Origin of the sequence: Actinoplanes philippinensis, from assembly GCF_900113015.1 — a bacterium.
Classification (GTDB): domain Bacteria; phylum Actinomycetota; class Actinomycetes; order Mycobacteriales; family Micromonosporaceae; genus Actinoplanes; species Actinoplanes philippinensis.
In genome coordinates this window covers 52,887-67,705 of record NZ_FONV01000029.1, presented here as the reverse complement: position 1 = coordinate 67,705, position 14,819 = coordinate 52,887, and the positions used below count along the sequence as shown (strand labels likewise).

The 14,819-nt window shown below is 72.7% G+C and carries 10 protein-coding genes; 6 read left to right on the top strand and 4 right to left on the bottom strand.

The window, feature by feature from the left end; translation table 11 throughout:
- From tnpA to BM290_RS44100, 4 genes are all read left to right on the top strand, one after another.
- Window positions 1-348, top strand: a 348-nt coding sequence (tnpA, locus tag BM290_RS44115; protein ID WP_218163318.1) for an IS200/IS605 family transposase, incomplete at its 5' end; no start/stop codon positions are given.
- 114 nt (window positions 349-462) lie between these two features.
- Complete coding sequence (locus BM290_RS44110) at window positions 463-2,799, top strand: putative bifunctional diguanylate cyclase/phosphodiesterase (RefSeq protein WP_093621983.1); 2,337 nt, start codon at window positions 463-465, stop codon at window positions 2,797-2,799.
- Window positions 2,796-7,937: a diguanylate cyclase gene (locus tag BM290_RS44105; protein WP_093621982.1), complete on the top strand. Its 5,142-nt coding sequence runs from the start codon at window positions 2,796-2,798 to the stop codon at window positions 7,935-7,937. The genes BM290_RS44110 and BM290_RS44105 overlap by 4 nt, the downstream gene beginning before the upstream one ends.
- Before the next feature lie 24 nt (window positions 7,938-7,961).
- The gene (locus BM290_RS44100; RefSeq protein ID WP_143134176.1) at window positions 7,962-8,609 is read left to right on the top strand and encodes a hypothetical protein; all 648 of its coding nucleotides are present in this window, start codon (window positions 7,962-7,964) and stop codon (window positions 8,607-8,609) included.
- 6 nt (window positions 8,610-8,615) lie between these two features.
- On the opposite strand, the gene BM290_RS47875 is transcribed toward BM290_RS44100, so the two are convergent.
- Both BM290_RS47875 and BM290_RS44090 read right to left on the bottom strand, forming a co-directional pair.
- On the bottom strand, window positions 8,616-9,014 hold the full coding sequence (locus BM290_RS47875) for an ATP-binding protein (protein WP_143134175.1): 399 nt from the start codon (window positions 9,012-9,014) through the stop codon (window positions 8,616-8,618).
- A 64-nt stretch (window positions 9,015-9,078) separates the two neighbouring features.
- The gene (locus BM290_RS44090) at window positions 9,079-10,251 is read right to left on the bottom strand and encodes a helix-turn-helix domain-containing protein (RefSeq protein WP_177320157.1); all 1,173 of its coding nucleotides are present in this window, start codon (window positions 10,249-10,251) and stop codon (window positions 9,079-9,081) included.
- Window positions 10,252-10,410: 159 nt separating this feature from the next.
- Between BM290_RS44090 and BM290_RS44085 the strand changes: the two genes are divergently transcribed.
- Entirely contained in the window at window positions 10,411-11,184 is a 774-nt protein-coding gene (locus BM290_RS44085; RefSeq protein ID WP_093621978.1) for a M15 family metallopeptidase, read from the top strand.
- A gap of 71 nt (window positions 11,185-11,255) precedes the next feature.
- Window positions 11,256-11,633: an HPF/RaiA family ribosome-associated protein gene (locus BM290_RS44080; RefSeq protein ID WP_093621977.1), complete on the top strand. Its 378-nt coding sequence runs from the start codon at window positions 11,256-11,258 to the stop codon at window positions 11,631-11,633.
- A 370-nt stretch (window positions 11,634-12,003) separates the two neighbouring features.
- Here the strand turns inward: BM290_RS44080 and BM290_RS44075 are convergent, their stop codons facing one another.
- Both BM290_RS44075 and BM290_RS44070 read right to left on the bottom strand, forming a co-directional pair.
- Window positions 12,004-13,194, bottom strand: a complete 1,191-nt coding sequence (locus tag BM290_RS44075) for an AI-2E family transporter (RefSeq protein WP_093621976.1) — start codon at window positions 13,192-13,194, stop codon at window positions 12,004-12,006.
- A gap of 59 nt (window positions 13,195-13,253) precedes the next feature.
- Window positions 13,254-14,765, bottom strand: a complete 1,512-nt coding sequence (locus tag BM290_RS44070) for a peroxidase family protein (RefSeq protein ID WP_093621975.1) — start codon at window positions 14,763-14,765, stop codon at window positions 13,254-13,256.
- Between the last annotated feature and the right edge of the window lie 54 nt (window positions 14,766-14,819).

The following is a 14,819-nucleotide window of genomic DNA, read 5'->3' as shown; positions in this document are numbered from 1 at the left end:
GCTGTCGGACATGACCGCGAAGTGAGTCAGGCCCAGGTCGATCCCGATCTCGGACTCGACCGGCGGCAACGCCTCGTCGGTCACCTGGACGACGAGAACAACCACGTGCACCTGGTGGTCAACTTCCCGCCCAAGGTGGCCGTGGCCCGGCTGGTCAACAGCCTCAAGGGCGTCTCCTCACGCCGTCTGCGGCAGGAGTTTCCCGACCTCGTGCGCCACTACTACCGGGCCAACAAACTCTGGTCGGGTTCGTACTTCGCCGGCTCCGTCGGCGGGACACCGCTGAGCGTCGTGAAGCAGTACATCGACCAGCAGAACCGTCCCGGTCAAGGCACTGCTCGGGCCTAGCAGCCCTCCCCGCGCGGGCCTCCACCCCCGGCCTGAAGGCCGGAGCACTGGCCCGCATCTCAGTAGCACCCGTCCGGCACCCGATCCGCACTCCCGGCGGGTGATCGTGATCGGGTGGGCTCCTCGACGGATCGCAATCGTGGCTGGTACAGGCTGCTGCTCGCGGGCGCGTTGCCGGTTGTCCTGGCGCCGTTGCTCGGGGACACGCAGCGCCAGGTCGCCTACGTCGTGGTGGCCGGAACCGCGCTGGTCGCCGTCCGCAACGCCGTCCGCCGGCACCACCTGGCCCGCCGCCGCGCCTGGTGGCCGCTGGCCGCCGCGATGCTGTGCTGCGCGGTCGCCAACGCGATCTGGGGCGCCGGGATGGCCGCGGGCCGGCCGGCGCCGAACGGCCTGACCGTCGTCGACCTCATCTACCTGAGCATGTACCCGCTGCTGGCAGCCGGTCTGCTGAACCTCGCCCAGGGCCGGGGCGGCTCACGCTGGGCCGGGATGACCGAGGCCGGCATCGTGCTGTGCACCGGCACCGCGCTGATCTGGGTGGCGCTCTACGACCCGTTCGTGATGGACCGCGGGCACTGGCCCGGAGCGGAGTGCGCGCTGGCGTACCCCGCTCTCGATCTGCTCGTGCTCGCCGCCGCCACCCGGATGATCGTGGTGCACGGGCGGCTCACCTGGCCGGACCGCCTGCTGCTGACCGCGGCGTGCCTGCTCACCGCCGCCGACGTGCTCTACTTCCTGGCCGCCGCCGACGGTGGCGCCTGGGCCGGTCCGGGCTGGAGCGCGGCCGGGTGGCTGCTGGCGTTCCTGCTGATCGGCGCGGCGGCGCGGCACCCGGAGGCCGGCGAACCGGTCGAGCGGGGCACCGCGCCGACGGCCGGCCGGGCCCGTACCGCCCTGATCGGCAACATCGTGCTGGTCATGGTCGGCCCGGCCGCCACCGGACATCTGCTGCTCACCGAGAACCACCGCGCCGACCTGGTGGTCCCGGTGATCGCGACCGCGCTGACCGCCCTGCTGCTGGTGCTGCGCCTGATCCACACCACGCGACTGTCCGACCGGCACGCGGCGAGCCTCCGCGACGCGCTCGGCGAGCAGGCCGGCCTGCAGGAGACGCTGCGTCACCAGGCCCGCCACGACACGCTGACCGGCCTGCCCAACCGCACCCAGCTGGAGGAGCTGCTGGCCGACCCCTCCGGCGGCGCGCTGATCCTGGTCGACCTGGACGGGTTCAAGGACGTCAACGAACGGTTCGGCCACCCCACCGGCGACAGCCTGCTGGTGTCCGTGGCCGCCCGGCTGGGCGGCATGGCCGCCGGTGGCGAGGTCGTGGCCCGGCTCGGTGGTGACGAGTTCGCGCTGCTGCTGCCCGGCGCCGGGCCGGACGAGGCGGCCGGCCGCGGGGACGCGGTGCTGGCGGCGCTGCGCGAGCCGGTCCCGGCCGCCGGCCAGCCGCTGCACGTCACGGCGAGCGCCGGCATCCGGGTCTTCGGCGCGACCGCCGACCCGGTGCAGGTGCTCAGCGACGCCGACCTGGCGCTCTACGCGGCCAAGGCGGCCGGCAAGGACCAGGCCGCGGTCTTCGACGTGGCCATGCGCCAGGAGCAGGCCGACCGGATCCGGCTGCTGGAGCGGCTGCGGGCCGCCGTCGACGCCGACGAGTTCGCCGTCCACTACCAGCCGATCGTGCGGCTCGACGACGCCCACCCGGTGGCCGTGGAGGCGCTGGTCCGCTGGCTGCCGCCGGGACGTTCCCCGGTCGGGCCGGACCTGTTCATCCCGGCCGCCGAGGACAGCGGCCTGATCGTCGCGCTGGGCGAGTGGGTGCTGCGCCGGGCCTGCGCCGACGCCGCCGAATGGCACCGCCGCTGGGGCACCACGGTCACCGTCAACGTCTCGCCGCGCCAGCTCGTCGACCCGCACTTCACCGTCAAGGCGCTGGCGGCGCTGCGGGCGAGCGGCCTGCCGGCCGCGGCGCTGACCCTGGAGATCACCGAGGGCGTGCTGGTCCGTTCCGGTGCGCACGCGGCGCAGGCGTTGCTGCATCTGTCCGCGTTGCGAGCCGAGGGCGTACGGGTGGCGATCGACGACTTCGGCACCGGCTACTCGTCGCTCGCGTACCTGCGGGACCTCCCGATCGACGTGCTGAAGATCGACCGCTCGTTCATGCCGGCCGACGACGCCGACACCCAGCAGGCCGTGCTGGTCCGGGCGATCGTCGACCTGGCCACCGGTCTGGGCCTGACGATCGTCGCCGAGGGGGTGGAGACCGCTGACCAGGCCGGCCTGCTCCGCGCGCTCGGCTGTCAGCGGGCACAGGGCTACCACTTCGCCCGCCCGGTCCCGGCCGCGGCCGCCGGTGACCTCCTGGCCCTGGCCGGGAACGTTCAGATCGAACCGGTTGGTGCCGAACAGCACGGTGACGCCGGACGCGAAGTGAGTGTCAAGTGACGGAAACAGAGCTGACCGGTCTGGAACTGGTCGACGAGCTCGGCCGTGGCGCGTTCACGATGGTCCACCGGGCCCGTCGCGGCGACCGCTGGTACGCGGTGAAGCGCCCGCTCGCCGACGCCGGCGCCCACCCGGAGATCCGGACCGAGTTCAGCCGTGAGGCCGCCCTGCTGGCCTGCATCGACGACCCGGGCGTGGTCCGGGTGCACGCGGTCGGCGACCTCGACGGTGTGCCCGCCATGGTGCTCGACCACCTCACCGGCGGGTCGCTCGCCGACCAGCTCGGCGGCACGCTCGCCGAGGACTGGGTGGTCACGATGGCCGCCCGGCTGACCCGCGGCCTGGCCGCCGCACATCGCCTGGGCCTGGTGCACCGCGACATCAAGCCGGGCAACATCATGGTCGGCCCGGACCAGCCGGCCACCCTGATCGACTTCGGCCTGGCCCAGATCGGCGCCGAGCGCGGCGACACCGACGAGGCGGTCGGCACCTTCCTCTACAGCTCGCCCGAGCAGTCCGGGATGCTGAAACGGCCGGTCGACGGGCGCTCCGACCTGTACTCGCTCGGCGTGGTGCTGTTCGAGTGCCTGGCCGGGCGGCTGCCGTTCGAGGCCGACGACGTCGGTGAGCTGCTGCGCCTGCACCTGGTCGCCCCGGTGCCCGACCTGGCGCAGCTGCGGCCCGGCATCCACCCGGCCCTGCACGCCGTGGTGAACCGGCTGCTCGCCAAGGACCCCGACGACCGCTACCCGGACGCCGCCGCCCTGCTGGCCGACCTGCGCGCCTGCCCCGGCGGCCGGGCCGCCGAACAGCCCGCGGTCACCGGCTGGCCGCTGCGGGGCCGGGCCGAGGACGCCGGCCGTCTCAGCCGCCGCTGGGAACGGGCCCGCGCCGGCCAGGGCGGGATCGCGGTGATCCGTGGGGCGGCCGGCGTCGGCCGGACCCGCCTCGCCCAGGAGCTGGCCGCCGAGGCCGCGGCCGGCGGATTCCCGGTCTTCTGGGCCACCTGCCGCCCCGGCGAGGCGTCGCCGCTGGCCGCCGCCCGGGAGGCGGTCACCGCCTGGCGCGCCGGGGTGCGCCGGCTCTCCCCGGAGCAGCGTGCGGTCGTCGACACGCACATCGCCGAGGCCACCACGATCGCCGGCCCGGCGCTGCTCGCCCGGCTCTTCGGCGACCGGCTCCCGGCCGTCGCCGGCGAGTCCGCGCCCGGCGGCGACGAACACGTGCTCGGCGCCGGGGCCGCGTTCCTCGGTGAGCTGGCCACCCGGGCCGGCGGGCTGCTGCTGGCCGTCGACGACGCCCAGCACCTCGACTCCGGCACCCGCCAGCTGATCGAGAAGCTCGCCGCCGAACTCGCCGGCCTGCCCCTCCTCGTGCTGCTCACCGCCCCGGACGACGCCGGCGACCCGGCCGCCGGCCTGGAGAGCGCCGGCACCGTCGAGGTGACCTGCGCCCCGCTGCCCGCCCCGGCCGTCGCCGACGTGATCGCCTCCCGCCTGCCCGGCGCCGAGGTCCCCGCCGACCTGGTCCGGCACGTGATCGCCCGGACCGACGGCACCCCGCTCGCGGTGGTCAGCTACCTGCTGCGGCTGCTCGACGCCGGCCTGCTCAGCCCGTTCTGGGGCAGCTGGCGGCTGGACCTGCCGGGCGCCGACGCGCTGCCCCCGGCCGACGACGTCCGCGCCCTGATCGCGGCCCGCCTCACCGGCCTGTCCGCCGAGGTCCTCGACTGCCTGACCGTGGCCGCGGCCGCCGGCATCCGGTTCCGGCCCGAGCCGCTCTTCGCGATCGGCGGGACCGACCGGGTGCTCGGCGCCCTCACGGCCGCCGCCGACCGGCACGTGCTGGAGTCCCGGCCCGGCGGCTGGTACGCCTTCGTCCACCCGCAGTTGCGGGACGTCCTGCTCGACCGGGTCGGCGAGGACGCGCTGCGCCGGCTGCACGCCGAGCTGGCCGCGGCGCTGGACCGGCTGCCCGGGGACCTGCGGGACGAGGGCCACGCGTACGCGGTGGCCCGTCACCACCGTCTCGCCGGTGACGCCGCCGCACCGGAGGACCGTCGCCGCAGCGCCGCCACGGCCGGCCGCCGGGCCCTCGCCGACCAGTCCCCGGCCGAGGCCATCGACTACCTCACCGACGCCGTCGACGGTGATCCCGCGCCGGACAGCGGGCTGCTGCACCTGCTCGCGCAGGCCTATCTGGCGGCCGGGCGGTTCGACGAGACCGACGCGGTGCTCGACCGGGCGCTCGCCGGCACGTCCGACCGGCTGCAACGGGCCCGGCTGCTGACCACCCGCATCGAGCTGCACCACACGCTCTGGGACGACGGGAAAGCCCTGGAGTCGACCCGGGAGGCGCTCGCCGAGCTGCGTCGGCCGCTGCCCGGGCGGGGACTGTTCGCGCTGGTCCAGACCCTGCTCATCGCGATGGCGGGCGGGCTCGTACGGCGTACCCGGATAGGTTTCGGAACCGCTCGCGGCGGAGACCGGGAGGTGCAGGCCGCGCTCGCCGCCGTCCTGGATGCCGGTGGCTACGCCGCCGGGGTCGGCCTGCGCCTGCGGGAGGCCGGCATCCTCGCGCTGCGTGCCATGTACGCGGTGAACCGCCTCGGCCACTGCCCCGAGTACGTCCGCGTGTACGCCCTGATCGGCTACGTCACCGCGGTGATCAGGCTGCGTGGCGTCAGCGAACGCTGCCTGAACCGGGCCGACCGGGTGGCGCAGGGGCTCGGCGACCCCGGGCTGGTCGCCTATGTGGAGTGGCTGCGGGGCGTGGCGCTGCTGTTCAGCGGCGCCGACGACGGCAGCGTCTGGGAGAAGACGATCACCCGCAACGCCCGCTGGTACGTGCCCGCCCAGCTCATCCCCGGCTACGCCACCCTCGGCCTGCGGTTCGTGCTGCGCGGCTACGTCGACGACGCGGCCCGCGAGTACGAGCGCGGCATGCAGCGCCTGGCCGACCGGCAGCTCGCGCTCGGCACCTCGCTCGGCATGCTCAGCGTCATGATCCCGGCCGCGCAGAGCCGTTTCGGTGACGCCGCGGCCGCCCTGAAGCATCTGCGGGACGTGTTCCCGCCCGGCGCCGGCACCCGCGTGCAGCGGGCCAACCTGCTCACCGCGGCCGCCTGCACCCTGATCGAGCAGGGCGACGTCGGGCCGCAACTGGAGGAGGTCTTCGCCGAGTTCCACGCGCTCGGGCTGCGGCACGGCGACCTGATGCCGCAGCACCGGTGGATCTACGTCTACATGGCGCACGCCCGGCTCATCCAGTTCCGGTTCGCCTCCGACGCGGACCGCCCGGCCCGGCTCGCCGTCGCCGCCGAGGCGGTCAAGGAGCTCGGCCGGGTCGGCGGCACCCCGCTGCTGCGCTGCGTCCACCTCACCACGAAGTCGTCGCTGCACCTGGCCGCCGGCGATCCGCAGAAGTGCATCAAGGTCGCCGACGAGGCCGAACGCCGGCTGCGCCGGGTGGACGCGCCGTTCGTGCAGTACGAGGTGTTCCGCATCCGTGCCCGGGCCATGCGTGCCCTGGGGCTCGCCAACGAGGCCGACCGGCAGGCCCGCTTCGCGCTCGGCATGGCCCTGTTCCACGGCTGGGAGCAGCGGCGCCGGCAGACCCGTACCGAATTCGGTGTCGACGAGGGCGCCGGCACGCATCGCCGGACCGTCGCCGAACGCCGCCCGGCCTCCGGCCGCAACCGCCACCTGGAGGCGCTGCAGCAGGTCGGCACCGCGGCCGCCACCATCCTCGACCCGCAGCAGCTCGCCAGCGTCGCGCTCGACGAGATGCTGCGGATCCTCGGCGCCGAACGGGCCATCTTCTTCCTGCTCGACGAGAACGGCGAACCGGTCCGCTACGCCGGCCGCGACGCCACCGGCGACCTCGCCGAGACCGGTGAATACGGCAGCAGCCTGGTCCGCCGCGTCGCCGGGACCGGCGAGCCGCTCGTCGTCACCGGCACCGACCAGGGCGCCGCCCTCGGCTCCCGCAGCGCGGTCGTGCACGGCCTGCGCAGCATCCTGATCGCCCCGGTCCAGTTCAAGGGCCGCACCGTGGCGGTCGTCTACCTGGACAGCCGGCTCGCCCGTGGCATCTTCACCGACGACGACGTCGCCGTGCTCACCGCCGTCAGCAGCCACGTCGCGGTCTCCCTGGAGACCGCCCGGGCCGCGCAGCTGCACTCCGCCGTCCAGGCCGCCCGCCAGCAGCAGGCGCTCGCCGAGATGCTGCGCGCCAGCCTCGCCGAGCTCAGCGCGATCCTCGAACCCGACAAACTGCTGCGCCACCTGTGCGGCACGCTGCGGGCCCAGCTCGGCGCCTCGGCGGCCTGCCTGATCGGCGTCACCGGCGAGGTCCTGCACGTCGACGGCGCGGCGCCGCCGGAGACCATCGCGACGGCGGTGCAGCTCACCGCCGGCGACGCACCCCAGCTTCTCGATCCCTCGGAGAGCGCGGGGGTACGGGAGAGGCTGCTCTCCGGTGCGCCAGGAGCCCTCGTGGTGCCGCTGATCGGACGTTCCGGCCCCGTCGCCACGGTGCTGGTCGGCGGCACCGGGCTCGACGACACCAGCCGTCAGGTCGCCGCCGCGCTCTCCACCCAGGGCATGGCCGCCTACGAGAACGCGCGCCTGTTCAGCCGGGTCCAGGAGCTCGCCACCACCGACGAGCTGACCGGCCAGCACAACCGGCGCCACTTCTACGCCATCGCCGGGGCGCTGGTGCAGGCGGCCGCCCGCAACGGCCGGCAGCTGGCGGCGGTCATGCTGGACATCGACAAGTTCAAGACCATCAACGACACGTACGGCCACGGGGTGGGGGACGAGGTCATCCGTACCGTCGCCGCCCGGATCCGCAGCCGCCTGCGCCACTCCGACGTCCTCGGACGCTACGGTGGCGAGGAGTTCGCCGCGGTCCTGCCCGACCACGAGGGCCACGCCGCCGACCTGGCCGAACGCGTACGCCTCGCCGTCTCGTCCGAGCCGGTCCCCACCCAGGCCGGCCCGCTCGCGGTCACCATCAGTGTCGGCCTGACCAGCCTCGACGACCACGACAGCACCCTCGACGAGTTGCTGGCCCGGGCTGATCATGCCCTCTACCGGGCCAAAGAGGCCGGCCGTAACCGGGTGATGACCGATTGATCACGCGAGTTACGCTCTGTGGTCATGCGCATGCTGTCGGTCGGGGTGACTCCCGATGAACGCCGGACGGCCGTCTTCTTCGGCCTGTTCGCCGCCCTGATCGGTCTGGGGGCCGCCACGCTGGGGTTCCTCTTCGCGTACTCCTCCTACCCGCGTGACTGGTTCCCCCGCACTCTCTTCACCGAGGACGCCCCTTTCACCGAGGACTCCGCTGTCATCGACGATGTCGGCTCCGGCTTTCCCGGCGCCGAGGGCACCGGCTTCGGTCTGATCTTCGCGATCGCCGGCCTGATCTTCCTGGTGATCGGCCTGCTGTGGACCACCTCGTTCCTGGTCGCGATCGTGCGGGCGGTCCGCGCCGCCGCCTGGCTCGACGGCACGAGGGTCCACGTCCGGGGCGCCTTCCGTACCCGCAGCATCGACCTGGCCACCGCCTACGTCCACCAGGGCGCCGTGACCACCCGCATCGGCTACCGGATCGTCTCCACCCCGACCCTGGAGGTCCGCGACCCCAGGACCGGCAAGGCGCTGAGCCTCCGCCTGGGCGCCGGCCGCCTCCCACCGAACGAGCGACGGGCCCTGGCCGACGCCATGTCCCAGGGCCGCGGAAACTCGCCGGACGACCAGGACGTGCTGAAACTGGCCGAAACCCTCCGGACCGCCACCCCCTGACCCGGCCTACGAGCCGCCGGCCGTCACCAGCGCCCACACCACCTTGCCGCCCGGCGTGGGCTCCGCACCCCACCCGGCCGCCGCGGCCTGAACCACCTGCAGCCCACACCCGCGCTCATCGAGCGGCCGCCCCCGCCGCACCGGCGCCGGCGCCCGCAGCCGCGGCAACCGATGATCACCGTCGGACACCGCGAGGCACAGCCCGTCGCCGCGCCGGGTGAGCGTCACCCGGATATCGGTACGCGCATGCTCGGCAGCGTTACGAACCAGCTCGGAAAGCACCCGCCGAGCCGGATGCACCAGCCCCGGAAGCCGCCAGACATGACAGGCGTCGGCAACAAGGGCCCCGGCGAGGCTGGCCGCATCCGGATCAGGCGCCAGCACCACCGAAAGCGTCTCCGTCATGACCGAACGCTAAGCCGGTCCCCGGCCCAGGCCATTACTGCCACTAATACTCCCGTGCCCCGTCTCAGCGGATGCCGGCTCGGGCGGCGAGTCCGCGCAGGCGGCCGTCGCGTCCGTACCGGGGGCGGGACAGCAGCGTCCGTAACGCCTCCCGCGCCCCGTCCGAGGCACACACCTGCTGGGGCGCGATCGTCTCGGCCCGGTAGAGGGCCGCGGCCGCCGCGTCCTCGCGCCCACGTCCCTGCAACAGGGCCCGGGACAGGTCGATGAAGTAGGTGGCCCGGCGCTGAGCCGACGGCAACGCCTCCGGGTGGAACCCCGGCGCGGGGGTCCCCACGGCGCCCCCGTCGCCGAGCGCGACCAGAACCGCGAGGCGCCACATCCCCACGTTCGTGGGACCGAAGCTGAACCAGTCGTCCGGCCGCTCCCCGGTGTGCGCCGCGACCGCCGCCGCCTCGTCGAGATGAGCCGCCGCCACCCCGGCGAGCCCCGCCCGCGCCGCCATCTCCGCCCTGATCAGATGATGCATCCCGTAGATCGCGGCGGTCACCGGATCCGGCCCGACATGCGGGCTGAGCCGCTCGATGCCCTCGTCGACGACCAGCTCCGCCCCGGCCACCGCTCCGACCGCCCGGATCCGCGTGTAGTTGGCCAACCCCAGATAGGCGGGCTCACCGAGATCCTCCGCCGCCCGCGTCGCCACACCGGCCGGGGCGAGCGTCAGATCCGGATGCCCGAGCTGCACACAGGTGGCCACGGTCGTGGCGCACACCTCCACGACGTTCCGCAGGTGCGCCGGCCGGACGTCGGCGGCCCTCGATCGCGCCGCCAGGCCCTTCAGCGCCCGGGCGAGGGCCGGTACCAGCAGGTCGTAACGGCACGCGGCATACAGGCTGTCGAGGACATCGGTGCCGACCTCACCGGATGACGATGTCCCGTGACCGCCGCCGACCGCGGGCACGGCCAGCGCGACGATCCCGTCCCGGAGTTCCGCGATCGCCGCGGGACCCGCCGGTGACCCGGAGGCGCCGTCGTCGGCCCGCCCGGTCAGCTCTCCCACGGAGATCTGAAGTGCCCGGGCCAGCGCTTCCCGCGCGGACCGCCGTTCCAGCGGGGCGACCCCGTTCTCGATCTGCGCGACGTACCCCTGACTGAACCCGGCCAGATCCGCGAGCACCCGCTGACTGAGCCCACGCCGCAGCCGCCAGCGCCGCAGCCGTGCCCCCACATGCTCCATCCGTTGATCACCCACGCCCAGCAAACAGCGCCACCCCACCCCGCCGACGGACTCCATGTCCGTCAATCCGCGGCGCGAAGGGGGGCGAGCTGGTCGCCGTTGAGTGATCGCGGGCGGTTTTCCGGCGGATTCGGCCCGGCTCGGTGACTCTGGGATGCTGTGAGAAGATCACTCTGCGCGTTCGTCTGCGCGCTTCTGCTGGCCCCCGCGACGCCCGCCGACGCCGCGCCTCCGGCCGCTGCCTATGTCATCCGGCCCGGCGACACCCTGACGTCGATCTCCCGGAGGTACGACGTACGCGTAACCGATCTGCGCAGGTGGAACAGCCTGCCCCGGGGCGAGCCGCTGCGTGTGGACGGCCTGTTGCGCCTGACCGCCCCCGAGCAGCCTCTGCCGGAGTGGAGCACCCGGGTGCTGACGGTGACCGCCGCCGAGGCCAATGGGGATCCGGCCAAGGAGTGTCCGGTTCCGGCGACGGATCTGCGCAAGATCTGGGTGCGCTATCTGGGGTTCGACGGGAACGCCCACGACGGCTACGTGATCATGCACTACACGCTGGCGGAGGGGGTTCAGCGGGCGTTCGGCCGGCTGTACGAGTGGCGGTTCCCGATCATGGCGATGCAACCGATGGTCGTCGAGGACAAGTCGGTGCTGACGTCCGGTTACGAGTGCCGCTTCGTGGCGGGCACCACCCGGTGGTCGCAGCATTCGTACGGCCTGGCGATCGACATCAACCCGCGCCAGAATCCGATGATCCGCGGTGACTATCTGGACCCGCCGAACAGCCGTACGTGGCTGGCGCGGGAGCACTACTGGCCGGGGATGATGCACGAGGACGGGGCGGTGCCGGCGTTCACGGCGGAGGGCTTCTACTGGGGTGGCAAGTGGAAGACGCTCCTCGACTACATGCATTTCAGCACAAATGACCGGTGAAGAGCCGGTTCAAGATCTCGGATCGGAGGGTACGAGGACGGTGACCGTATCCGCCGGAAAGAGGAGATCAGATGAGTGCCGTCGCCAACCCGGCCACCGTCGCCGAGTGCCTGCGTGTCGGGGCCGGGTTCTCGCAGGGTGACCGTAACTGGATCGTGGAGCAGTTCGGCACGCTGGACGCCCGGCTGGCCGCCTTCCACGCCGACAGCACCGAACTCGAGGTCTCGGTGAAGGACCGGGAGGCCCGCGGCCAGAAGGTCACCCTGGAGTGCTGGGTCAGCGGAGGCGACAAGATCGTCACCACGTCGTCGGAGGAGGACCTGCACGCCGCGATCATGGACGTTCGCGACGATCTGCGCCGCCGGCTGAACGACGCCAAGACCAAGCAGGAGCCGCGCCACAACCGTCATCTGCGTGAGATCCCTCAGCCCGCCGACCTCGAGGTGTGAGCGTCGAGGTGTGAGATCGGCATGGCCCCCGGCCGTGGCCCGATGAGGCCCGGCCGGGGGTCGTCGCCATTTCGGAGAATGGCGTCGTGAATCCGGAGAGTGATGGTCGAACGTGCCGCCCCGAATCGGCCGTGCGCCCACCGCGAAGTTCCTGACTTTTGTTTCTCCGCGATTGCGAAAACGAATGGTAGGTGGTGCGGCGGATTCGTGAAGTGGCTGGTGACCAAGGCCACCTGACTCGACAGTCGTCGAGGTGCTCGTCGCGAAACCACCCCGAAATGGTCACCCAGGAACGATCCGCCGATCGTCGAGCAAATAGACGTGAAAAAGGTCCGCCCTCGCCGGTGAAAGGCGAGAGCGGACCGATCTGTCAGGAGACTGCGGGAGCCGGATCCGGCGGCGGCGTGGACGCGGCCGGCGCGGGAACGGAAGTCGGCGGCGTGGACGAGGGCGGCGGAGGCGCGTCCGGTCCCGGAGGCGCCGATGGCGACGCCGGCGGACTGTCCGACAGCTGCTCCCGGAGATAGATCCAGAGCACGGCGATCATCGCGGCGACCGGTACCGCCAGCAGAGCGCCGACGATGCCGTAGAGGCTGCTCCCGAGGGTGACCGCCAGCAGCACCACTCCGGCGTGCAGGCCGAGGCCCCGGCTCTGCACCATCGGCTGGAAGACGTTCCCCTCCAGCTGCTGAACCACGATGATGATGGCCAGCACGATCAGCGCGTCGGTCCAGCCGTCGGTGACGAAGGTGATGACGACGGCCACGAACCCGGCGAACAGGGCGCCGACGATCGGGACGAAGGCGGTCACGAAGGTGAGCACCGCCAGCGGCAGGGCGAGGTCGACGCCGAGGACCGCCAGGCCGATGCCGATGAGCACGGCGTCGAGCAGGCCCACCAGCGCCTGGGAGCGGACGAACGAGCCCAGCACCTCCCAGCAGCGGCCGGCGACGGTGGGCAGGTCGGTGGCGAGCCGGCCGGGCACCTGACGGCTGAGCCAGGGCAGGAAACGCGGCCCGTCCTTGAGGAAGAAGAACATCAGGAACAGCGCGAGCACGGTGTTGATCAGGCCGTTGAACACCGAGCTGACCCCGCTGAGGGTGGCCGTCGCGATGCTGCCGACGCTGGCCTGGAGTTTCTGAGTGGCGGTGTCGAGGTATCCGGTGATGTCCTCGTTGCTGATGTTCAGCGGTGGCCCGGCGGCCCAGCTCTGCAGCTCCCGGATGCCGGCGCTGACCTGGTCGGCCAGCTCGGGCGCCTTGGCGGCGACCGGGGCCGCGATGCCGATGAAGGTGCCGATCGCGACCACCAGGAAGAGGAGCGTCACCAGGCCTGCGGCGAGGGCGGGCGGCCACCTGTGCTTGCGCAGGAACCGGACCGGCGGCCAGGTCAGGGTGGTCAGCAGCAGCGCGATCACGACCGGCCAGATCACCGACCAGGCGCCGCCCAGCATCCGCCACGCGACCCAGCCGCCCAGCAGGACCAGGAGCAGCTGCAGCGAGATGCTCGCCGATGTCCGCAGCGCGCTCCGCGTCTTTCTCGAATTCAAGCCGGTGCCCATGTGATCACCCTAGAAGCACCGGTCGCGGGCTGCGCGCCGGGACGCGCAGCCCGTACCCCTCAAAGGTTGTGGGCGAACCTGATCAGATCGCCGGTCCGGAACTGACCGGTCGCCGCCGCGATCGGGGGTGCCGGGCGGAAGCCCGGGTTGACCGAGAGATGGCTGTTCTTGTCGGCGTCGAGGATGCCGAGGATCACCTCGGTGACGATCCGGCCGCCGACCGGTCCGAGGCGCTCGCCGGCGTGGGTCAGTTCGGCCTCCTTGAGGATGTAGAACCAGAGCGGCGCCTTGCCCGTCCAGCCGGGATCGGCCGGTTCGGGCAGCCCCAGCTGCGTGTTGGTGAGCGGGGTGATGCCCATCCGCGCGGCGACGTCCTGGCCGGCGGGCAGGCCGAGACGGCTGCCGCGGATCAGGTTGCGTTCGGCCAGTGACGGCGTGCCGTCGTCGACGACGGTCGTGGGCAGGTTGAAGAGCGGCAGCGAGAGCTTTCCGTCGATGCGGCGGGCGGCATTGCGCGCCGCGGAGGGCTTTCCGGGTACGTCGAAGAAGTGCCACCAGTCGATCTCGAGGCGAGCCGGCAGCGGCCGGTTGCCCCGCAGGTCGGCGCCGGGCTGACCGAAGATGGCGGCCACCGAGGGCCGCTGCTCCCGCTGGTTGAGCAGGTAGGCGGCGCGCACCATGCTGTGCCCGAACCGGTAGGCGGCGACCGAGTACTCGATCGGCATCATCGGCCGGTGCGGGTTCTTGGGCTTGTAGTGCTCCCGCTTGACCTTGCCCTTGTTGTCCAGGAACCGGCCGACCACCTCGGGCCCGGCGATCTTCTCCAGGAAGTCGTGCACGATGATCCACTGGAAGTGCCAGCGGGTGATCCGCTGCGCCTCGGCCAGGTTGCTCGCCAGACCGGTCGCGAGCACCCGGTTGTGGAACTTCGCGAACGCCAGGTGCAGCTGCGCGACGATCAGGTTCTCGTCGTTGCGGGCGTCGCCGATGATCGCGCTGCCGTCGTCCCGGCGCGGCAGGTCGTCGACGCCGTTCGCGTTGCGGACGATCTTCATCCGGGTACGGTCGGCCTCGTACAGCCCGGGGTCGGTGGCCGGCCCGCGCCCGTAGAGCGAGCCGAGGTCGAAGAGCGGCGTGTCGAAGTTGGTCAGCCCGTGCGGGTCGGCCTGGGCGTCCGGCAGGGGGGTGCGGTCCAGTGTCATGTCGTGGTCGATGAACTGGCCGAGGAACGTGAAACCGGCCGGGATCCGGGGGTTGTCGAGGTCGGCGGTGTTCGGTGTGGCGGGCTCGCCCATCTGCGCGGCGAGCGACTTGAGGAGCCGTTCCGGCGGCTGGTAGGCGTCCGCCTGTTTGAACATGACGCCGAAGCGGCCCTCCTTGTCGCGGCCCGCCTTGACCGCGATGTCGCTGCCCCGGTTGCCGGCGACGGCGTGCTTCCAGTCGGCGGGCGCGGCGGCGTCCGGGGCGGCGTGTGCCGGCGTGGCGATCCCGGCACCGGCCGTGCCCACGGTCGCCGCGACCGCCGCGGTGCCGGCGAGCAGGGTACGGCGTTCGATGTTCATGTCAGCCATGCATCCGGAAGTTAGCCAGATGTCCGGATCAATGCGACATCCTTCGACCCGATC